This window comes from Amycolatopsis sp. cmx-4-54, from assembly GCF_046548895.1.
Lineage (GTDB): Bacteria > Actinomycetota > Actinomycetes > Mycobacteriales > Pseudonocardiaceae > Amycolatopsis.
On record NZ_JAEBEJ010000013.1, the window covers coordinates 1 to 22019 of the forward strand.

Sequence of the window (22019 nt, forward strand, 5' to 3'; positions counted from 1 at the left end):
ATCGAAAACCCTGCTCTGCCCATCGAAGCATGATCACCGCAAAAACCCTGGTCACCACACCGACAGACCGGTCAGTGTCCGTGAGGTCCTGAAACATCAACTGTCCGACATGTCCTGAACTCAGACATGTCGTTCTAACGATCATTACCACTCACGACACCGGAGGTTCCATGTCCAAGGGCTACTGGGTCAGCGTGTACCCCACCATCACCGACCCCGCGAGTCTTGACGTCTACAACGAGCTGGCCGGTCTGGCCGTCAAGGCCGCGGGCGGGCGGACGTTCGCCCGCGGCGGCAGCCGGGTCGTCGCACACGAAGCCGGAATCGCCGAGCGCGTCGTCCTGATCGAGTTCGACAGCTTCGAAAAGGCGGTCGCCGCCTACGAGAGTGCGGCCTACCGAAAGGCGCTGGCCGCACTGCCCGACGGCTTCGAGCGCGACTTCCGCATCGTCGAAGGCCTCGACTGACGATCGCGCCGATTCCCTGTACACCCCGGGGTAGCCCGCATCACACGGTAAATGTCAGACATTCGGTGCTAGGGCGGCCCCCGACGGTGAGTGGTCTTTCTCTACGGGTCCTCATCTATCGCCTTCGGCCTGGCTGAAGCCCCGGTGCGCCGGGAAGGCTGGGGCACGTGCCGAAGCGATCCGAGGAGCCCGCGACAGCCCCCACCCTCGGAACGCGTTACGTACGGGACCGGATGGTGGCCGGCGTGCTTCGCCGCATGGCGAACATGGCGGACGTCGCCCCGTACCTGCGGGGGCCGTCACGCGCGGCGGTGATCCGGCTGACGGGCGAAGTGCTGTCACGATGCCTCGACGCGCTGGAGCCCGAAGGCCGGCTCAGCGGAGGCGAAGACGCGCTGCGGCCGCGTGCCGGGGAGCCCGCCGCGGTCGGGATCGTGCTGGCCAGGGTGCTGGGCAGGCTCGCCTGGGAACAGCTGGCCGAGGTCATCGGCCCGTTCGAGGCGCCGCCGCTGGCCGTGTGCCGGTCCGCGGAGGTCCTGTTCGACAGCCTCGTCGAGCTGGCCCGCCCGGCCCCGCATTAAATGAGGGCCCTTAGAGAAATCCCGTACGGGGCGTTCGCGCTTAAAGTCGTTTCATGAACGGTGCGACGGCACGGGCGATCGCCCGGTGTCCCGCGTTCGCCGTGGTCGAGGGCGAACCAGGGGCCGGACGGACGTGGCTGCTCGACGAGCTCGCCCGGCGCGAACCCCGGGAGTCCGCCGTGATCCGGGTCCGCTGCGCCGGGCGGCGGCGCCCCGTCCCGCTCGGCCCGGTGCTCGACGCGCTGAGCGCCGACCTCGGCCGTTGGACCTCGGTCGCCGCACGCCTGTCGCCGCTCGCCGGCGTCCTCCGGCCGCTGCTGCCCGAACTGACCGGGACGCTCCCGTCGGTGACGGCCGACGCGAACGACCGTCATCTGGTGTTCCGGGCGATCCGGGAACTGCTGACCACGCACGAACGCACCGTCCTGCTCGTCGATGACGCCGATGAGGCCGACGAAGAGACCCAAGACCTCCTCCGGTTCCTGGCGGCCGATCCTTCGCCGCGGCTGGCGGTCGTCGCCACCTCGACGATCCGGGCGCACCGGGCCGTGCCGGGCGAGTCCTGGTGGCCGCCCAGGTCCGGAGTGACCGCGAGAGTCACCTTGGCGCCACTGGAAGTCGAGGACGTCGTGGCACTGGCGGGCTCGCGGGAGCTCGGTGAACTGGTTCACCGGCGAACCGGCGGCCTGCGCGGAGCCGTTCACGCGGTCCTCGAGTCACCGGGCACTCCCGTCCCCGCGGCGTGGTCCGCCGCGCTCGTGGCCAGGTTCGCGAAAGCGGACCCGGGCTGCGCCAGGGTCGTCGAGGCGGCCGTGGTCTTCGGCCGTCCGGTGAGCGGGGGAGAGCTGGCCATCGTGTCCGGCCTGGACGAGGACGCCGTCATCGACGCGCTGCTTTCCGCCCTCGACGCGGGATTCCTGCGCGATCTCGGCAGGGGACGCTACGCCGCACGCAGTCCTCTGGTGGCGGAGGTGGTCCATGCCGCGATCCCCGGCCCTCGCCGGTGTCATCTGCACGGTCGCGTCGCTCGTCTCCTCTCCGCGGGGGACGAACCGGACGCGCCGAGGATCGCCCAGCACCATCGGGAGGCCGGTGAACTCGGCGAATGGGTGCGGTGGACCTCGGCGGCCGTGGACGGGGCGGTGACCGAGGGCAAGCCGGAAGAGGCCGTGCGCCTGCTCGAAACCGCGCTCGAAGACGAGGGACTTTCCCGCGCGGACAGGGAGAACTTCGCCGTCCGCCTCAGCAGGGTGACCGCCTACGAACTGGTCAAGGAGCCGACGGTCCGGTTGCTGCGCACCGCGGTGCGGGACTGGCCGATGAGCAAGTCCGCCCGCGGCGAGATCCGGATCAACATCGGCCGCCTGCTGATCAACCAGACCGGGCAGATCGACGCCGGGCGCTCGGAGATCCAGCTGGCCGTCGCCGACCTCTCCGGACACCGGGCGCTGCTCGCGCGGGGACTGGTCACCCTGGCGCTCCCGCACGTCGGCGCGGTCCCCGTCGAAGAGAACCTGCGCTGGCTCGACCAGGCGGTGCGGGCCAGTGAAGGCGTCCGCGACGTCGAACTGCTCGCCGCGGTGACCGCGAACCGGATGTCCAGCCGGATGCAGGTGGCCGATCCCGGCGTCTGGCAGGACGTCGGCACGCTCCCGGCCTCGCCGCGCTCGGCCGACGTGCGCCGGCAGGTCTGCCGGACCTACATCAACCTCGCGGACGCGGCGGCGTGGAACGGCTACTACCCGGTGGCCAGGTCGTATCTCGCCACGGCGCGACGGCTGATCCAGGACGAGCATCAGCCCTACCTGGAGGCACTGGCCGCGGGCACCGATCTGCGGCTCGACGTCGCGATGGGTCTTTGGTCCACCGTGGACACCGAGGCGCGTGCGCTCGTCGCGCGGATGGGGGAGGACGCGTCCCTGTCGGCCGAGCCCCTGCTGGCGCTCGGCTGGTACGACTTCGGCCGCGGCCGGCGGGCGGCGGCCCTGCGCGACTTCGACGCCGCGTCCGCGCTTTCGGCGGGCAGCGTTCCCCTGCAGGCTTCGTCGTTCGCGGGACGGGCGGCGGTCCGGCTCGCGGGCAAGGACCTCGCGGCGGCGCGCCGTCTCGTCGAGTACGGGCTGGAGAACGTCCGCCGCAAGAACAACTGGGTGTGGGCGGCCGAACTCCTCCCGTTGGCGGTCCGGATCCTGATCGGCCAGGGGGAAACCGGAATCGCCGAGACGCTGCTGGCCGAATACCAGGAGGGGATCACCGGCCGCGACGCGCCGCTCGCCCACGCGGCCGATCTCTTCTGCCAGGGTTTGCTCGCCCGGCCCCACGCCGCCGAAGCCGCCGAACTGTTCAGCCGTTCGGCCCGGTGCTACCAGGCGTTGCCGCGTCCCTACGCGGCAGCGGGCGCGGAAGAACTCGCCGGCGAGTGCCACGCCGAACTCGGCGACCACGAACGGGTGCTGGGCGCCCTCACCTCGGCCGAGACGACCTACCGGGCACTGGACTCCCTCGCCGACGCGCAGCGGTGCCGCCGGGCGCTGGCGGCGCACGATCCGGACATCCCGCGACGGGGGCGGCGCGGTTACGGCAAGGCGTTGTCACCCCGTGAACTCGAGGTCGTCGGCCTGGCCGCGCGGAACCTCACGAACCGCCAGATCGCCGAGCGGCTGTTCCTGTCCGCGCGCACCGTCGAAGTCCATCTCGGCCGCGCGCTGGCCAAACTCGACCTGCCGTCCCGCGCCGTCCTGAGTGAAGAACTGCTGCGCGATCGGGTCGCCGCGTCGAAAACCGCCTGAATCGTGTGGTTCAATCGGCTTTGCCTCTTCGTGTCCGCACAGATTGATGAGGTCCCGTACTTTTTCGGACTACGGTCCTAATAGGAACGGTTTCCGGCCGATAGCACCGGGTTTTCGGCAAAAGCCCTGGCAGTGACGCCGTGAATTTAATGGGTGGTCCATCGTGGACGACCACTATTGTTCTCGGCTCCCCGGAAATTCACTGTTGTCATCGCGCCGATTCCCCACCATCAGGAGTAAGCCGATGCGTCAACACTTCCGCCCCCGAAAGGTTTTGGCCCTCGCCACGGCCTTGTCCGCCGCCCTGCTCCTACCGGCCGTCGCCTCCGCCGGCGAACAGGCCGTTCTGAAAGGGGGCCCCGGTGCCATCCCGGGTGCCTACCTCGTCACGTTCAAGCCAGGGCAGGCCTCCACCGCCGACGCTCACTCGCTGGCCGCCGGCTACGGCGCGCAGGTCACCCGCACCTACGGCGCCGCGCTGCACGGGTTCGCCGGTCGCATGACCGAGTCGCAGGCCCGCGCACTCGCCGCGGACCCGGCGGTCGCGACGGTCGAACGGGATTCCCTCGCCCACGCCACCGACACCCAGAACGATCCCACCTGGGGACTGGACCGGATCGACCAGAAAGATCTGCCGCTGGACAAGAAATACAGCTACGCCAACAAGGGCGACGGTGCCACCGTCTACGTCCTCGACACCGGGACCGACTACCGGCAGTCCGAGTTCGGCGGCCGCGCGAGCAGCGGCTACGACTTCGTCGACAACGACAGTGACGCGTCGGACTGTCATGGCCACGGCACGCACGTCGCGGGCACCGTCGGCAGTACGACCTACGGGGTCGCGAAGGGTGTGAAGATCGTCGCCGTCCGCGTGCTCGGCTGCAACTCCAGCGCGCCGTGGTCGACGATCGTCTCCGGGATCGACTGGGTCACCAAGAACGCCACGAAGCCCGCCGTGCTCACGATGAGCATCGGGGGCGGTGCGACGTCCACTGTGGACCAGGCGGTGCAGGGTGCGGTCCGGGCTGGGATCACCGTCACGGTCGCCGCGGGCAACGAGGGACAGGACGCCTGCAACGTCTCGCCCGCCCGTACGCCCGAGGCGATCACGGTCGCGGCGAGCGACGCGCAGGACCGGCGGTCGATCTTCAACTCGTCGCAGTCCTCGAACTACGGCACCTGCACCGACCTGTTCGGACCGGGCAGCAACATCACCTCCACCCGCAACGGCGGCGGCACGCAGCAGATGAGCGGCACCTCGATGGCCACCCCGCACGTCGCCGGCGCCGCCGCGCTCTACCTGACCGCGAATCCGTCGGCCACCCCGGCGCAGGTCACCAAGGCGCTGCTCGACAACACCACGCCCGGCAAGATCACCGACGTCAAGGGCTCGCCCAACAAGCTGCTGTACACCGGTTTCCTCGACGGCGGCACGCCGAATCCGCCGTCCTGCGCGGGCGGCACCAGCACCGACGACGTCGCGATCCCGGACGCCGGTGCCGCCGTGGCCAGTACCGTGACGATCGGCTCCTGCGATGCCAAGGGCACTTCGGGCACCTCGGTCGCCGTGGCGGTCAAGCACCCCTACTCGGGCGATCTGAAGATCGACCTCGTGACGCCGAGCGGCAAGGTCGTCGCCCTCAAGCAGGCCGGTGGCGAAAGCTCGATCGACCTGTCCAAGACCTACACCGTCGACACCTCGGGCGAGAACCGTTCCGGCGACTGGAAGCTGCGCGTCCAGGACCTCTACCGCTTCGACTCCGGCGTCATCGACAGCTTCGGCCTGACCTTCTGATTTCCCTCCCTGTGAAAGGAAGAACCGTGCAGAGAAAGAGAATGCTGGGCCTGCTGGCCCTGGGCATGACGGCGCTGTCGATCCCCATCGCGAGCGGAACCGCCGGAGCGGCGCCCCAGCCGACCGCGTCCGCCGTCGCTCCGACCGGCGACGTCCGGCTCCCCGAGGGCGCCCACGCCCAGGGTATCGGCGGCGTGCCGGCCTCGGTGAAGGACTACCCCTTTGCCATCGCGGCCCTGCGTGAGGGCGGCTCGCGGCCCAAGGGGCAGAGCTGCAGCGGTTCCGTCGTGGCGCCCCGCAAGGTGATGGTCGCGGCGCACTGCAAGGAACTGGCCGGCGAGAAGTCTGTCCTTTATGGACTCGATGACCTGGTGAGCACGGGCGGCACCCAGCTCAAGGCCGTCGACTACCAGCTCCACCCGAAGTTCACCCAGCCCTGGAACGGTTACGACGTCGCGATCATCACCACCGACGCCGACATCCCCGTTCCCGCCGGCGGTTACGCGAAGGTCGCCACCTCCGCCGACACCGGCCTGGAAACCCCGGGCAAGGACGGGTTCAGCCTCGGCTACGGCAAGAAGACCTACAACGACAGCCCCGCCGACGTCACCCTGCAGAAGCTGACGCTGCCGATCGTCAACCCGAACCAGTGCACCGGTGTCGAGAACGGCGTCGACCCCAAGACGATGATCTGCGCCGGGTACTCCGATGGCCGCAAGACCGTCCTTCCCGGTGACAGCGGTGGCCCGTTCATCGTCAACGGCGTGGTCGTCGGCATCACGTCGTGGAGCCGCAGCGACTTCAAGTGGTACAGCGTCTACAGCCGCCTGAACAACGAGATGGGTGACTGGGTCAAGCAGCAGATCGGCGAGGTGCCCAGCACCGACAAGTTCACCCTCGCGGCGTCACCGGGTTCGGTGAAGGTCGACCCCGGCAAGTACATCTCGACGTCGATCACGAGCAAGCCGGGCAAGAACGGCGCCGAGGACGTCGCGCTGACCGCGTCCGGGCTTCCCGACGGTGCCAAGGCGACCTTCCAGCCCTCGACCATCAAGTCGGGAGACACCGCGAAGCTCACGATCGAGACCGCGGCGGGCACCCCGGAACGGGACTACCCGATCACCGTCTCCGGCAAGGGAACGACCGACACCGCGACCACCACGCTGACCCTGACCGTCGGCAAGGGCGGCAGCGAGCCCGGTGACCTCAAGGTGACGCTCGACCCCGCTTCCGGGACCGCCAGGCCGGGTTCGATGGTCAGCACGAAGGTCTCCGTGACCGGCGGCAGCGGTTCCATCACGCTCTCCGCCTCCGGCGCGGGCCTGCCGATCGCGCCGTTCTTCAACCCGCAGACCATCTCCAGCGGCGGCACCTCGACGATGCAGGTCTTCCCGCCGTTCCAGACCGGCACCTACCCGATCACCGTCACGGCGAAGGACGGCTCCGGCAAGACCTCGACCGCCACGTACACCCTCACCGTCCAGTGACCACGACGACCACGGAGGTGATCCACCATGCTTAATACTCGAAAACTCCTGTTGGCGCTGGGTGCCCTGACTCCCTTGCTGGCGCTCGGCGCCGGGAACGCCGTCGCCGCCGAAGCCGAAGGTGTGGTGATCCAAGCGAAACAGCACTACGGCGACCAGTACATCGTGGTGCTGAAGGACGGCCTGGCGACCGCGCAGGCGTCGTCCGCTTCGTTGACCCAGCGTTTCGGCGGCGAGGTCCGCTCGACCTGGTCGGCCGCGCTGAACGGCTTCTCGGTCAAGAAGATGACCGAGAAGCAGGCGCGGCGGCTCGCGGCCGATCCGTCGGTCAAGGCCGTCTACCAGGACGGTACGGCCCGCGGCACGGACACGCAGACCAACCCGACATGGGGTCTGGACCGCGTCGACCAGAAGGCCCTGCCGCTGGACAAGAAGTACACCTACAACAACAGCGGTGAGGGCGTCACCGCGTACGACCTCGACAGCGGCATCAACCCCGGCAACCCGGAGTACGAAGGCCGGGCGAGTCTCGGCAAGGACTTCATGGGCGGGGACGGCAAGGACTGCCACGGACACGGCAGCCACACCGCGGGCACGATCGGCAGCAAGACCTACGGTGTCGCCAAGAAGGTCAAGATCGTCGGGCTGAAGGTGCTCGGCTGCGACAACACCGGGCCTGACTCGGGCATCATCGACGCGGTCGACTGGGTGACGGCCAACGCGGTGAAACCGGCCGTGGCGAACATGAGCCTGACCACGGACGCGCCGGGGGTCGGTGACGACGCGGTCAAGCGGTCCATCGCGTCGGGTGTCGTCTACGGCATCGCGTCGGGCAACGCCTCCACCGACGCGTGCAACACCAGCCCCGCCAGGGTGCCCGAAGCGATCACGGTGAACGCCACGGATTCCAGCGACAACCGGTCGTCGTTCTCGAACTACGGTTCCTGCACGGACATCTTCGCGCCGGGCAGCAACATCACCTCGCTGAGCCCGAGCAACGGCGGCACCGCGGTGATGAACGGGACCTCCATGGCGACGCCGCACGTCGTCGGCGCGGCCGCGCTCTACCTGGCGGCCAACCCGTCCGCGACGCCCAAGCAGGTCCGGGACGCGTTGGTGAACAACGCTTCCGACGGGGTCGTCAAGAACCCGGGCAGCGGTTCGCTGAACAAACTGCTCAACGTCTCGTTCATCGGCGGCGGCGGCCCCGCGCCGAAGTGCGGCACGAAGTCGAACACGACCCCGGTGGCCATTCCGGACGCCGGTGCCGCCGTGACGAGCGCGGTGACGCAGGACGGTTGTGACGGCAGGGCGTCCTCGTCGCTGCCGGTGAAGGTGGACATCTCGCACACCTACACCGCGGACCTGGTGCTCGACCTGATCGGCCCGAGCGGGAAAGCGTACCGGCTCAAAGGTTCCGGCGGGGTCGGCACGGCGGCCGGTGTCCACGAGACGTACACGGTGGACGCTTCCGGCGAGAACGCCAACGGCACCTGGAAGCTGAGCGCCCAGGACGTCTACCGGTTCGACACCGGCTCGATCGACGGGTTCACCGTCACCTTCTGACCGGGCGGCGGAGGGACGAGGTGGGGCCGGACTCCGTGTCCGGTCCCACCTCGGTGCCGTTTCCCGGGCTTCGTCCCCGGCGAGCGGGCATGGTGACGACGGATCCCGTGCTGCGGCCCAGATCGTCCAGCAGCGACTCGGCGCTACGGCAGGCACGCCGTCCACTGTGGACACTGGTCATCGGCGACCCGCCGGCTTGTCCGTGGTCAGTCGCCCTTGGCCAACCGGTCGTTGATCCGGCGGGCGAGATCGTCGGTGAAGCCCACGGCAGGCATGGTGTGACCGAGAGCGGTCACGATCGTGTCGAGATGGGTGTCCACCGTGCCTTCGATCAACGTGGTGAGCGTCGCGGTGGTGGAGCGGGCCCGGCTCCACCCCAGCACTGCGGTGCCGATTCCGACCAGAACCGCCGGATACCAAAAGATCCCGAGGCCGAGGTACAGCACGCCCCAGCCGACGAGCCTGGTGGCCGACCTGAATCGGGATTCGGCCGCCTGCACCGGAGTGCGGACCGTTTCCGGGACCAGCAACCACAACCGCGGCCACGCCAAGCCCAGATCGAGTCCGTGGTACTGCCCGGCGATCCGGGCGTTCAGCAGCCGGAACCGCTCGCCGATCCAGGCCGGGTGGCGGGGGCGGTAGGCGGATACCGGGTCCACCCCCGCCCTGGCCGCCGCCCGATCGAACAGCCTGCCGCGTAAGGCCACCAACCCCCGCGCGAGCCAGGCGGCAGGTCCACGCCACGGTCTGGTCCAGACGGCCTCGGCCAGGCTGCCGACCGCCTGCGCGGCCATGGCCGCCGCCGTGGCACCGGCCAGCAGGAAGAACGCCGTCACCGCGACCGGCAGGCGTGGCGCCTCCCGCACGATCCATCCGGTCACCGAGACGAGGTCGAACGCGGAGCGGTGGCCCAGCCGGGCCGCGCACACCGCCGCGGCGACGAACAACGCCCCCGGCAGCACGAGGGTCGCGACCCATCGCTCGGCGAGCTTGCCGCTCAGAGACGACAAGAAGGGGTTCACGGCGTCGCACCCGTCGGCAGCATCGGCTCGTTGTCGAACAAGGCGCACACGGGCGGGTGGCCGTCGTCGTCCCGATGATCGTGGCGCATGCACAACTTGCGCGGGCAGCCGTACTCGCCGCGTCCGGTCCGTGGCAGGCGAGGGCTCCGCGAGCTGGGATATACGGGCATTTGGTCGGGACTGCCCGCGCTCCTGGTGGGCTCCGCCGACTCGGCGTCGAGCAGGTCGAACTGCCGGCACGCGTCCAACGCCGAACCACCCTCGCGCACTCGGGAGGCGGCGCGTTCGAGTCTGGCGGTCCACCGGCCGGCGATGGCGGCCCGGCGCAGGTCCGACATGGCGGTGCACCACAGAACGAGCGCTTGTCCCTCGTCGAATCCCGCCACTTCGCCCCTCCCTTGTGCCATCCTGAATCGTCTATCGCACCGTAGTGGGTGGAGAGGGGGGAGTGGACATCTCGCTCTTGGAACGCATTCGCCGTTGTCTGGAAACAGGCGAGCCCGACGAGGTCACCACTCCCGACGCCGTGGCGGACGCCGCCCGCTTGGTCCTGCCCGCCATCGGTACCGGCTTGCCTCCCGAGATGCTGCGAGAACTCGGAATGCTGCACTGGATGCGGCATTGCGCCCTGCCGCCGGGCGGTATCGGGCCTGATATCCAGATCTGTACGGAACTGTTCGCCCCGCTCGCCGAATCCTTCCCGGGGGTAGTGCCGCCACCGGTGCTCGGCTGGCTTCAGGAAAACCGCTATCCGGGATTGGCACCCGCGGAACTCGGACCGTTCTACGCGTCGGTGATCACCGACGCCGCCTTGACGGCCGCGGATCCCGTCCTGACGGATCTGGGGATAGCCGCATGTCGAGCCGCCGTCGACGCCGGCAGTGAGGCCGACCGTCCTGCGCACCTGTTCAACCTGATGATGTTGCTGAACCAGCGCTTCGAATGGACGGCCGCCGAGACGGATCTGGACGACGCCGTCGCAGCGGGCCGCGCGGCACTCGAGTCGGCCGAGCACCCGATCACCCCCGCGGTGCGGTTCCCCCTCGGGCTCGCTCTGCTCAACCGGTTCGGCATCCGCGGGCGGGAACGGGACCTCACCGACAGCACGGTGCTCCTGCGCGAAACGGCGTCGTCTCTGCCGCCCGGTGACCCGAACCGCGTCGCCTGCCTGTCGCAGCTCGCCGTGGCATTGGAGACCCAGTGCAATATCGGCGGTCCGCTCGCCGTGGTCGAGGAGTACGTCGAGGTGACCGGGGAAGTCCTCGCGAGCTGCGCCTCGGACGACCCGGTATTCGGTGAGGCGCTCCTGCTGCGAGGCAGCGCCCTGCGGGTCAGGTTCGTCCGTACGGGCGATGCCACCGACATCGCCGAAAGTGTCCGGTACCTGCGGGAGGCGCTGGGGCGCCTCCCCGAGGGCTGCGAGTCGCATGTCCCCGCGCTGCTCAACCTCGCGAGTTCGCTCCAGACCCGGTACTCGTACGCCTCGGCGTTCACCACACCTGCTGGTCCCGACGAGGACGACCTGGCCGAAGCCGTCGCACTGGCCAGGGAGGCCGACGCGGCCGTTGGAGAAGGCCACCCGCTGAGGTGGGCGGTCGAGGCCACGCTGGCGACCGTGCTACGAGCCGAAGGCACGGACCCTGCCGAGGTGATACGGGCGGCAAGAGCGACCTTGGCGGCTCTGCCCGCGGACAGCCCGCTTCGTGGGACCGCGCTGCTGTCCCTCGGTGAGGCACTTCGCCGCCAGTACCAGGCAACCGGGGGAGTGGAGGTCCTCCGGGAAGCCGTGGACGTCCTTCGTGAGGCGAAGACGGCCGGCGCAGGCGGTCCACTCGGCCGGACGCCGATGCTCACGGCCCTGTCGATGGTGCTGTACGAGGCGATCAAGCGCGCGGACACCGACGGCGAGATCGATGACAGTGAGCTCGACGAAGCCATCGAGACAACGAGAGCGGCCGCGCAGGACATCCCCGGTGACACGGTGATTCGTGGCCAGCAGCTCTGGCAGCTGGCGGAACTGCTGCGGTGGCGCTTCCTGCGCACAGGCCACGCCACGAACCTCGACGAACGGATCGAGACGCTGCGGGCGACGGTGCCGCTGGCTCCCGACACCCCCGCGTTGACGCAGTGTTTGTTCGCGCTCGCGGACGCACTCAGCTTCCGGTACGGCCGGAATCCGGATCCAGCCGACCTCGAAGAGTCCATCGCCGCGTTGTGCCGGATCGCCGAGACCCTGCCCGCGGACGACCCCGGACTGCCCGACCTGCGGGCGGACACCGCGTTGGCGTACCTGCAACGCTTCGAGGCCAGGGGCGAGGCCGCCGACCGGGAGACGGCGACCCGGCTGATCCGCTCAGCGCTCGCCGCCACCGGCTCCGACGACTCGAGCCGCTATCGAACGCTCGGCGTTCTCGCCGCGATCCTCAACTCGACCGCCACCTCCGAGCGCGACCCCGAGAAGCTGACCGAAGTCATCGAAACCTGCCACGCGGCGACGCCACCCGGCGCGGTTCCGAAGGTGGCGGTCACCCTCACCCTGGGCAACGCGCTCATGTCCCGCTACGAGAACACCGGTGCCGAAGCGGACCTGGAGGCGGCAGCCACGCCATTGCGGTCCGCGTTGGCGCACGCGACCGGGATGAACCGGCTCATGCTCGTGAACAACCTCATCCTGGTGCTTCGCATCCGTTTTTATCGCCATGGCGATAAAAACGCCCTGACCGAGGCGATCGACAGCGGTAAGGCAGTCCTGCGGACCAGCCCCGATGCGTTGCTGCTGGCGGGGAATGTCGCCGCCGCGCAGACCGACCGGTACGAGTGGGCCCGCGACCCCGCCGATCTCACCGAGGCCGTCGACGCACTGCGGTCGGTGCTCAGCCGGGCCCGGGCGGACAGTCCGGATCTGCTGACGCTCCGGTTCTATCTCGGCTATGCCCTCCGGGCCCGCTTCCAGGCCACGGCCTCGACCGCCGATCTGGACGAGGCGATCGAGGTGCTGCGGCTCGGCCTTTCTTCGGCCAGATCGCGCGACCAGACGGTTCAAGTCAGCCTGATGCTGGGAATCGCGCTGTCGCTTCACGGGCAGTGGTCGAACGACCAGGCCGCGCTCGCCGAGGCGAGCGAATTGCTGAGAGTCGCGGGCGACGGGCTGCCGGTGGCGAGCCCGGGCCGGATCACGGCCGGGACCTTCTTGGCGAGCACGCTCCGCCTGCGTTTTCTCAACTCCGGAGAAGAGACTCTGCTCGCCGAAGCGATCGCGATCGGCAGAGACATCCTCGCCCGCACCCAGGACGAGGAGCCCAACCGGGCGTACGCACTGATCATGCTGGGCACCCTGCTGGCCCTGCGGTTCGAGCGGACTGGCGACGTCGAGGTGCTGACCGAGTCGATCGAGGTGCTGCGCCGCGGGGTGGCCGCCGCGGGCACGAACAACGCGATAGCGGCGAACGCCTTGTCCGAGCTGGCGTACGCACTGCGTGGCCGGTACAGCGTCCTGGCGGAGCCCGCCGATCTGAACGAGGCCATCGCGGCCGCGGAGCGCGCCACGACCCTGCCGGGCACGACACCGGCCGAACGGAGTGTCCAGTTCACCGCACTGGCCGGTGGCCTGCTGACCAGATCGCTGGCCACCGGCGATCTCGACGACCTCAACGCCGCCGTCGACCTGGGGCGCGAGGCCGCCCACGCGCCCAACTGGCACGTCGCCTCGGCGATCAACCTGATGACGCTGGGGCTGGCACTGTGGTCCCGGTTCGATCGGACCGGAACGGTTTCCGACCTCAATGCCGCCATCGACGCGTTGTTCGAAGCGGCGGAGGACGCCCATTCCGGGCACACGATGCGGCCCATCATGCTGACCAACCTGTCCAACGTGCTCCGCACGCGGGCGGGTCTGCTCGGCTCGGCCGCCGACCTCGACGCCGCCGTGGACGCCGGGCGATCGGCCGTCGCGGCCGCGCCGGCGGACCATCCGGCGGTGTCGATGTGCCTGATGAACCTCGGGACCGCGCTGCACATCCGGTATCTGGAAAAGCAGGACACCGCGGATCTCGACGCCGCCGTCGCGGCCTTGACCGAGGCGGTGGACCGCAGCACGCCCCAGAGCCCGAACCGGAGGGAGATCCTGATGAACCTGGCGGGGCTGCTGCGCACCCGCCGTGACCGGTCTCCGAGCCGGGACGCGCTGGATCGGGCCGTCGCACTCGTCCGGGAGGCGATCACGATCACCGACGTCACGCACTCGATGTACCCGCTGTGCGTCCTCAGCCTTTCGACCGTGCTGCACACCCGGTACGACCGCGGTGGTGACGACGCGGACGCGGCCGAATCGATCGAGTCGGCCAGACGGGCGATCGACTGCATGACCGCCGGTGATCCTCGAGCCGCGGTGGCCTGGGTGACGCTGGGAAGGCTGCACGAGCGCAGGCGGGTCGAAGGCAGGGTCGACCTCGACGCCGCGGTCGCCGCCTACCGGACGGCGGTCGAATCTCCCGCCACCGCACCGACGTATCGGGCGGCCGCAGCGAGACTGTGGGCCGAGCTGGCCGTCCGGCACCGCGATTGGACCTCCGCGACGGAGGCGTTCGGCGTCGCTGTCGCGCTGCTGCCCCACGTGGCCTGGCACGGCGTCGAACGCGACGCGCGCGAGCGCAGGCTGACGATGTGGGAAGGCCTGGCGAGGGCGGCCGCCGCCGCGGCGCTGGAGGCCGGTGACCCCGGCCGTGCCGTGGAACTGCTCGAGCAGGGCCGGTCCGTGTTGTGGTCGCAGGCGCTGCAGATCAGGGACGACCTGTCGATGCTGCGGGAACGTGACCTCGCGTTGCACGATCGGCTGCGCGCGGTGGCGACGAAGCTGGCGGCCACGACCGCGCCCGAAATCCCGGAGGCCGCCGCCACGACCGATCCGTGGAGCGACCCGAGCCAGCGTATGCGGTCCGACCGGATCAAGCTGGCGCAGGACTGGGACCGGTTGCTCGCCGAAGCACGCGCCTTGCCCGGACTGGAATACCTGCTGCGGATCCCGCCGCTGGCCACCCTCCGCGAGGGTCTGCCCGATGGTCCCATCGTCCTGCTCAATGTCGACGAAGCCCGATGTGACGCCTTGATCGTGCACCGGGACCGCGACGTCGAGCACGTCCCGCTGCCGGCTCTGTCGTATGTGGAGGCCGGGCGACAGGCAGAGGGGTACCTGCGGGCGTTGAAGCTGCTGGAAAACCCCGGCGGGCCCGGCGACCTCGCCACCACCGGCGCCAGGCAAACGGTGCACGCGACCCTGGAATGGTTGTGGGACACCGTCGCCGATCCGGTGCTGACCCGGCTGGGCTACACCGGGCACGCTGAGCCGTTGCCACGACTGTGGTGGTGCCCTACCGGATCACTGACCCTGCTCCCGCTGCACGCCGCCGGTTACCACGACCCGGCCGACACTCCCGCCGGCCGCACGGTGATCGACCGCGCGGTGTCTTCCTACACACCGACACTGCGCGCGCTGACGAAGGCGAACACCGAGAGCGTTGTCGAGCCCGCCGACCGACGTGTCCTCGTGGTCGGCATGCCGGAGACCCCACCGGTTCCAGGCATCCCGGAAATGTTCCCCCTGCCCTGTGCCCGGGAGGAAGCCGAGTTCCTTTCTCGTGCCCCGTCCCTCAGCGGCACGTTACGCGTCGCCGACACCGCCACTCACGCCGCGATAACCGCCGACCTACGCACGCACGCCTACGCACATTTCGCCTGCCACGGCGGGCAAAACCTGCGAGAACCGTCAACCGGCAGTCTCTACCTGTGGGACAGACCACTGACCGTGCTCGAGGTCGCGGAACTGGATCTCGAGCACGCCGAACTCGCCTACCTGTCGGCCTGCAGCACGGCGATCGGTGGCACGAATCTGCCCGACGAGGCCATCCACCTCGCCGCGGCGCTCCAGCTCGCGGGTTACCGGCAGGTGATCGCGACCCTGTGGACCATCACGGACCGGACCGCGGTCGAGGTGACCAAGATGATGTACACCGGGCTGCTCGGGCCTTCGGGTCTGCGTCTCGGCGACACCGCCCACCTGCTCCACCGCACCGTGCGTGCGCTGCGCGACTCGGCCCCCCGCAACCCGGCGATCTGGGCCCCGTACGTCCACTTCGGACCGTGAAGCGCGAAGCCCTGTCGGTCGTCTCTGCCAGCTTGACCTTGCCCTTGGGGCAGGCCCCAGGCTGGCCGGGTGAATCATTACGAGAACATACGGCCTGCTCGTACGGACATGGTGTGGACGGACGACACGGCGCTGGCCGTGACCGACAGCGGCGAGGCGGGGCGACCGGTGGTGTATCTGAACGGCGCTTTCAGCAGTCAGCGTGCGTGGCATCGCGTCATCGCCGAGCTCGGGTCACCTTGGCGGCACGTCGGTTACGACATGCGTGGGCGGGGCCGGTCTCGAAGGTCCTCCGATTACACCTTCGGCACAGCCGTGCGAGACCTGGGTGCCGTGCTGGACGCCACCGGGATCGACCGGCCGGTCCTCGTCGGTTGGTCGTACGGGGCGGCTGTCGCGCTGCACTGGGCGGCGTCGAATCCCTCCCGCACGCACGGCCTGGTACTGGTCGACGGCGGCTACCCGTACGACTGGGTCGACGACGACGCGCGAGCTCGGATCCGCCGCCGGTTCCGCCGGGCGCGGTGGATGTTCCCGGTGCTGCGCCGGCTGGGCATGGCGGGCCGGATGTCCGCCGAGGAGCATGCCGAGGTCAGCATCGAGGCCAACGAGGTCATGGGCGCGCTCGACGGTGTCTACGACGCGGTGACCTGCCCGGTACGGTTCATCGCCGCCTCGGGTACGAGCGTCGGGGGCACCGGCTCGGAGTTCGCCCGGATGCGCGCCACCCTCGACCCGGTCCTCGCCCGCGATCCCCACGTCCGGCTCCACGCGACCGTCCCGAGCAACCACGTCACCATCCTGCGGAAGGATTTCCGGGCCGTGGCGGACGCCGTCCGCCACACCGCCGCCGACGACCGACACCGGACAGGACCATGACAAGTCACGGACTCACCATCGGGCAAGCCGCGTCGTTCGCCGGTGTCACGACGAAGACCGTGCGCCACTACCACCGCCTCGGACTCGTCGACGAACCTCCTCGCGACCGGTCCGGGTACCGGCGATACGGATCCATGGAGCTGTTACAGCTCGTCCAGGCCAGAACCCTCGCTCTGGCAGGCCTGCCGCTGACCGATATCCCGGACCTGCTCGCCGCCGGCCCCGACGAGTTCGCGGCCACCGTCGCCGAGGTCGACCGCCGGCTCGCCGGCCGCATAGCGGAACTCACCGCCCGCCGCGAGACCCTGAACCGCCTCGGCAGCGGTGACCGAGCCTTACTGCCCGATCGGGCCTGTGCACTGCTCGACGGTCTCAGACGGCACGGCTTCGGCGACGAAACCGTCCACACGTTCCGCGAAGGCCTCGTGTTGGCCAAGGCGCTCATCCCGGGCGACTTCCAGGACTACCTTCGGCGACTCGAGGTCGCCTTCGCCGACCCTCGATACGTCGAACTGCTCAAGAAATGCTGGGGTGTCGCCGAGTGGGAGCCCGACGATCCGCGCATCGACGACCTCGCCGCGGTCGTGGCCGGGTACCTGCTGGAACATCCCCCACTTCTGGAAATCCCGCCCGAGCTGCGGATGCGCTCCGACGGCGCTACCCGCTATGGCCTGATCAACCACCACCGGCAGGGTCAGGCGCCTTCCTGGGCACGCCTGACCGACCGGATCGAGGCTCGATTGCGCGCCGCGGGAATCACGGTCCCCTGAGCGGGCGAGGAAGCCTGAGGCCGACCGCGCCGCCGCTTCGGGCGGTCGCTCCGCCGCCACCGTGGTGGTGGCGGCGGAGCCGATGAGTCACGCGAGCCGCGCCGAAGACGACCGTTCGGCGCGGCGACGCGGCCGGTCAGACCGTCAAGGAGAGACCGGGGGCGCCGAATTCCGCTTGCAGGAGGTCGTCGAGGATCGGGAAGGTGGCCCAGTCGTTGTTGGTGTGGACGGCCAAAAGGTGGGAGCCGTCGGGGGTGCCCATCACGAAGGTGCAGGTGCCATAGCTTTGTCCGGTGCCGCCGCGCAGTTTCGTGCCGTCGGACAAGGTCAGTTCGTACAGACCCAGGCCGTAGCGGGTGTTCGCGAGCCAGTGCGCGCCTTCGGTGGAGACGGTGGTCCACATCTTCTCGTACTGCGCGGGCGGCAGCAGGCTGCCCGTGATCATCGCGGTGAAGAACACGCGCAACTCGTCGAGCGTCGACACGACGTTGGCCGCACCCCAGCCGGCGGAGGTGTTGACCTCGGTGACGTCGAAAGGCGGCAGTGCGGGGTCCTCCAGCATCGAGGGCCAGTTCTCCGGGGTGACCTCGTCCGGGCGCGCTCCTTCCCGCAGGAAGACCTTCGAATAAGCCCGGGGGTGGCGTCCCCGGTATCCGGTTTCCTCGCGGTGGCGCGCGAAGGTGTGCTTCAGTCCCAGCGGACGCACCAGAGTTCGGTCCACTTCGGACTCGAAGCTGCTTCCGGTGGCCTTCTCGACGATCGCCGCGGCGAAACCGAAGCCGCCGTTCGAGTACCAGAACGCTTCGCCCGGCTGGTAGGCCGGCGGTTCCGAGATGGCGAGCTCCAGCACATCCGCCGGCTGGAACACTTCGAAGCGGTGCTCGTCGAAGGCGGAGCGGACGTTGTATCGGCGCTGTACCTCTTTCGCCATGCCGGTGGCGAACAGGCCGCTGGTGTTGGACAGCAACTGGCGGATGGTGATCTTGGAGCCGTCGTAGCCGCTTCCGTCCATCGCGCCCGGCAGCCAGTGTTCGACCGTGTCGTCGATGTCCAGCAGACCTTCGGCTTCGAGCTGGAGCACGGTGGCCGCGGTGAAGGCTTTGGAGATGCTGCCGGTGTGCAGGTGCTCGCCGGGCACCCGACGGGCACCGGTCGCTGTGTCGGCCTGTCCGATGGAGCCGAACCAGGTCCCCTCCCTGTCCTGGATCTGGACGACGACGCTGGGCGCGCCCAGCTCGCTCACCGCACGGTCCATGGCTTCGCGTACCTTCGGGCGTCCCGTGCTTTCGACCTCTGTCATGCCGATTCCTCTCAACTGGTTGTCGTACGCCTCAACGGTGGCCGTCGGCGATGACAACCGGCTTACAAGGCGCTGACAGCGGCTGAGAGGGCTGTCAGCCTGGCGATCGCGTCGGGCGGGGCGAGCCGTGCGCCAGTCCCGAACGCGTCGGTGTAGCCGCGTTCGCCGAGCTGTCGCGTCAGGTCCGCCACCAGCTCGCGCAGCTCGGGGTCACCGTGGTCGAAGGCCCCGCGCACGGCTTGGCTCAGCCCGAGCGCCGTCGCCGCGCCGACCGGGTCGTCCTCGAGGAACAGCAACCGCGCCAGCTGCTGGGCGGCGGGGGCAGGGTTTCCGTTGTTCCGCGCCGCGGCGATCGCCGCGGGCAGTAGCGCACGGGAGCCGTCCGCGTCCCTGGTCGTCAGGCGAAGGGCGATCCTGGCCGGCGCCGAGATGGTCTCCACCTCCGGCAGCCGCTCGCGCCCTGCCAGCGTGGCGAGCTCGTCGAGTTCCCGCTCCGATCGCCCGAAGTCGCCGGAGCGCCGGTGGAGCTCGGCGCGGCCAAGGTGGATTTCGAACTCCATGTACCGCAGGCTCAGCGAACGCGTCAGTTCCTCGGCTGCGTCGATGTCCCGCCCGGCGCCGTCGAGATCACCGGCGCGCATCCGAACGGAGGCCAGACCGACGAGGTAGGAGACCTCGTCTTGCGACCCGGACCCGGCGCATAACTCCAGGGAGCGCTCCAGCGCGGCGATCGCCGCCTTGTGGTCGCCGCCGATGGTGTGCACTTCCGCCAGGAGTGCCGTCGACACCGCTGTCCACAGCCGGTCGCCGGTGCCCGCGAACTCGGCCGTCGCGCGTTCGCGCGCGGCGGCGAGCAGTGCCCAGTCGCCACGATCCCCGGCCGCGGTGGCTTCCAGCAAGGACGCCCAGGCCCTGGCCCAGGCGTCGGAAGCGTTCCTCATCCGGGCGATCTCGGACATGACCAGGTCGTCGAGGCCCAGCGGCAGTACCGCGGGCAGGGTCGCCATCGCGAGGAACGGATACCGTTCGAAGGCTCCGGATTTCGAGCAGTCGGCGAGCAGGGCGCGCACGCGGTTCGCATCGGTGCACGGCGCGTTCTCACCGATGAGGGCGTCGAGCGCGGCGAGAGCGGCCCGGGTGTCGCGGGGGAGCGCGTCGCCCAGAGCGAGCGCCTCGGCGACGAAGGACTCCGTCCGGGCGTCGTAGCGAACCGCGTACCAGTACCAGTGCAACAGGCCGAACAGTCGCACCACAGCGCCCACATCCCGGCCGTCGAGGGCCGACTGTAACGCGAACACCAGGTTGTCGTACTCGCCGGCGATGATCGCGAGCGAGGCCGGTTGGTCGTGCGACCGCGCGAGCACCTCGTGTTCGGCCGCCAAGGCGGCGAAATGACGAACGTATCGGTCCCGGATCATGTCCTGTTCGCCCGCTTGGGCGAGTTCCTCGGCCGCGAAGACGCGGATGCTTTCCAGCATGCGGTAGCCGGTGCCGCCGTGCTCTACGAACGACTTGCCGACAAGCGAGTCGAGCACGTAGAGGTTGTCCGAACAGACCGCTTCGATCGCGTCGGAGGTGGCCGGCGCGGGGAAGAAGGCCAGCCGTCGCGCCATGATCCGTTCGCGGTCGCTCAGCAGGTCCCAGCTCCATTCGATCATCGCGCGCAAGGTGCGCTGGCGGGGAAGAGCCGCTCGGTTGCCGGTGGAAAGCAACCGGAACCGGTCGTCGAGTTGGCGTGCGACCTGGCCGACGCTCATCGAGCGCAGCCGTGCCGCGGCCAGTTCCAGCGCGAGCGGCAAGCCGTCGAGGCGGCGCACCACCTTCACCACCGAGTCCACTGTGGACTCATCCAGGATGAAGCCGGGGGTGACGGTGGTCGCGCGTTCGGTGAACAGCCGTACCGCGGTGGAATCGCCGGGCTCGGTGTGTTCGTCCGGGAGGTCGAGGGGGCCGAGGCGGCAGAGCGCTTCGCCGAGAACGTCCAACGGTTCTCTGCTGGTGGCCAGGATGGTCAGCCGCGGTCGGGTTTCGAGCAGGTACTGGGCGATTCGCGCGACTTCGGCGACGAGGTGCTCGCAGTTGTCCAGTACCAGCACGGCGTCATCGCCGCCGAGCAGCGTGGCCACGCGATCCACCGGTTCCGCGGTGCCGCCGGCCAAGCGCCCGCCGCCGAGTGCGCCGAGGATCGCGTCGGCGACTTTCTGAGGCCGTTCGACGCCGGCCAGCGGGACGAGCCACAGCCTCCCGTGTTCACAGGCGCGATGCCGGGACGCCACTTCACAAGCCAGCCGAGTCTTCCCGACGCCTCCGGGGCCGGCCACGGTGACCAACCTGGACGTCTCAAGCAGGTCAGCGAGCAACGCGGACTCAACGGTGCGGCCGACGAACGATGTCAGCCGGGACGGCAGCCTTCCCGGCACGGGCGCCGAGCGGACCGCCGTTCGCTCTGTCTCTCCGCGGAGCACGGCGACGTGCGTCCGCCGCAGCAAAACGGAAGGATCGGTACCGAGTTCGACGGCGAGCCTGCCGCGGATGTCCTCGAACGCGGCGAGCGCCTCGGACCGACGGCCCGCCGCGGCGAGTGCGCTCATCCGCAACGCGGTCAGGCGTTCCCGCAAAGGGTGCGCGGCGCACGCCGCCTCCAGATCGGCCAGGATTTCGGAATGCCGACCCAGTCGCAGCTCCGCGTCAAAGCGGTCCTCGCTCGCCGCTGACCTCAGTTCATCCAGGCGCGCTGCGGCGATTCCCGCGAACGGAGCGGCGAGCACGTCCGCGAACGCGTCGCCGTACCAGAGCGCGAGCGCGTCACTGAGCGTGGCGGTGGCACGTTCGGGCTCGTCCGCCAGAAGCTCACGCCTCCCGCGCGCGGCCAAGACTTCGAATCGGTGCGCGTCCACGCTGTCGGCGGACAGGGCCAGCCGATAACCCGCCGCAGGCGACTCCACGACACCCCGCTCCGGCAGCGAACGCCGAAGCCGGTGCACCAGCGCGTGCAAGGTGTTCGTGGTGACTTCCGGCGATTCCGCGCCCCAGATGTCCTCGATGAGGGCGCCGTACGACACCGCCCGGCCCGCCACCAGCGCGAGCCTGCCCAGCAGCATCCGCGGCTTCGCACCACCGATCCGGACCTGTTCGCCGTCATCGCCGACGACCCTCACCGGTCCCAGCACCGTCACCTTCAACCCCACGGCGAGAAGCCTACGCAGCACATCCCCCGATCCTTC

Annotated in this window: 13 protein-coding genes; 9 read left to right on the plus strand and 4 right to left on the minus strand. The window is 69.6% G+C overall.

The window, feature by feature from the left end:
• The first annotated feature begins 170 nt into the window (after positions 1–170).
• The 6 genes from ACLJQ7_RS34325 (at position 171) to ACLJQ7_RS34350 (ending at position 8685) form a co-directional block, all read left to right on the plus strand.
• Complete coding sequence (locus ACLJQ7_RS34325; RefSeq protein WP_410652313.1) at positions 171–467, plus strand: DUF1330 domain-containing protein; 297 nt, start codon at positions 171–173, stop codon at positions 465–467.
• A 167-nt stretch (positions 468–634) separates the two neighbouring features.
• Positions 635–1048, plus strand: a complete 414-nt coding sequence (locus ACLJQ7_RS34330; protein WP_410652314.1) for a hypothetical protein — start codon at positions 635–637, stop codon at positions 1046–1048.
• Positions 1049–1101: 53 nt separating this feature from the next.
• Positions 1102–3837 carry an ATP-binding protein gene (locus tag ACLJQ7_RS34335; protein WP_410652315.1) on the plus strand — a complete coding sequence of 912 codons (2736 nt, stop codon included), beginning with the start codon at positions 1102–1104 and terminating at the stop codon, positions 3835–3837.
• A 244-nt stretch (positions 3838–4081) separates the two neighbouring features.
• Positions 4082–5632: a S8 family serine peptidase gene (locus ACLJQ7_RS34340; RefSeq protein ID WP_410652316.1), complete on the plus strand. Its 1551-nt coding sequence runs from the start codon at positions 4082–4084 to the stop codon at positions 5630–5632.
• Positions 5633–5658: 26 nt separating this feature from the next.
• Positions 5659–7119 (plus strand): trypsin-like serine protease, encoded by a 1461-nt coding sequence (locus ACLJQ7_RS34345; RefSeq protein WP_410652317.1) that lies wholly within the window; start codon positions 5659–5661, stop codon positions 7117–7119.
• 27 nt (positions 7120–7146) lie between these two features.
• The gene (locus ACLJQ7_RS34350; RefSeq protein WP_410652318.1) at positions 7147–8685 is read left to right on the plus strand and encodes a S8 family peptidase; all 1539 of its coding nucleotides are present in this window, start codon (positions 7147–7149) and stop codon (positions 8683–8685) included.
• Positions 8686–8891: 206 nt separating this feature from the next.
• On the opposite strand, the gene ACLJQ7_RS34355 is transcribed toward ACLJQ7_RS34350, so the two are convergent.
• Positions 8892–9707 (minus strand): hypothetical protein, encoded by an 816-nt coding sequence (locus ACLJQ7_RS34355; protein WP_410652319.1) that lies wholly within the window; start codon positions 9705–9707, stop codon positions 8892–8894.
• Positions 9704–10093, minus strand: coding sequence for a hypothetical protein (locus tag ACLJQ7_RS34360; protein ID WP_410652320.1), 390 nt, complete (start codon positions 10091–10093; stop codon positions 9704–9706). Before ACLJQ7_RS34360 ends, ACLJQ7_RS34355 begins: the two co-directional genes overlap by 4 nt.
• A 62-nt stretch (positions 10094–10155) precedes the next feature.
• Between ACLJQ7_RS34360 and ACLJQ7_RS34365 the strand changes: the two genes are divergently transcribed.
• The 3 genes from ACLJQ7_RS34365 to ACLJQ7_RS34375 all read left to right on the plus strand — a co-directional run bounded on the left by ACLJQ7_RS34365 (position 10156) and on the right by ACLJQ7_RS34375 (position 17495).
• Positions 10156–15846: a CHAT domain-containing protein gene (locus tag ACLJQ7_RS34365; protein WP_410652321.1), complete on the plus strand. Its 5691-nt coding sequence runs from the start codon at positions 10156–10158 to the stop codon at positions 15844–15846.
• 108 nt (positions 15847–15954) lie between these two features.
• Positions 15955–16725, plus strand: a complete 771-nt coding sequence (locus ACLJQ7_RS34370; RefSeq protein WP_410652322.1) for an alpha/beta fold hydrolase — start codon at positions 15955–15957, stop codon at positions 16723–16725.
• Positions 16722–17495, plus strand: coding sequence for a MerR family transcriptional regulator (locus tag ACLJQ7_RS34375; protein WP_410652323.1), 774 nt, complete (start codon positions 16722–16724; stop codon positions 17493–17495). The genes ACLJQ7_RS34370 and ACLJQ7_RS34375 overlap by 4 nt, the downstream gene beginning before the upstream one ends.
• A gap of 136 nt (positions 17496–17631) precedes the next feature.
• Here ACLJQ7_RS34375 and ACLJQ7_RS34380 read toward each other — a convergent pair whose 3' ends face one another.
• Together ACLJQ7_RS34380 and ACLJQ7_RS34385 are read right to left on the minus strand one after the other, a co-directional pair.
• A complete protein-coding gene (locus tag ACLJQ7_RS34380) occupies positions 17632–18795 on the minus strand; it encodes a serine hydrolase domain-containing protein (protein ID WP_410652324.1) in 1164 nt (387 codons plus the stop codon).
• 62 nt (positions 18796–18857) lie between these two features.
• The gene (locus ACLJQ7_RS34385; protein ID WP_410652325.1) at positions 18858–21983 is read right to left on the minus strand and encodes a BTAD domain-containing putative transcriptional regulator; all 3126 of its coding nucleotides are present in this window, start codon (positions 21981–21983) and stop codon (positions 18858–18860) included.
• Positions 21984–22019: the final 36 nt, after the last annotated feature.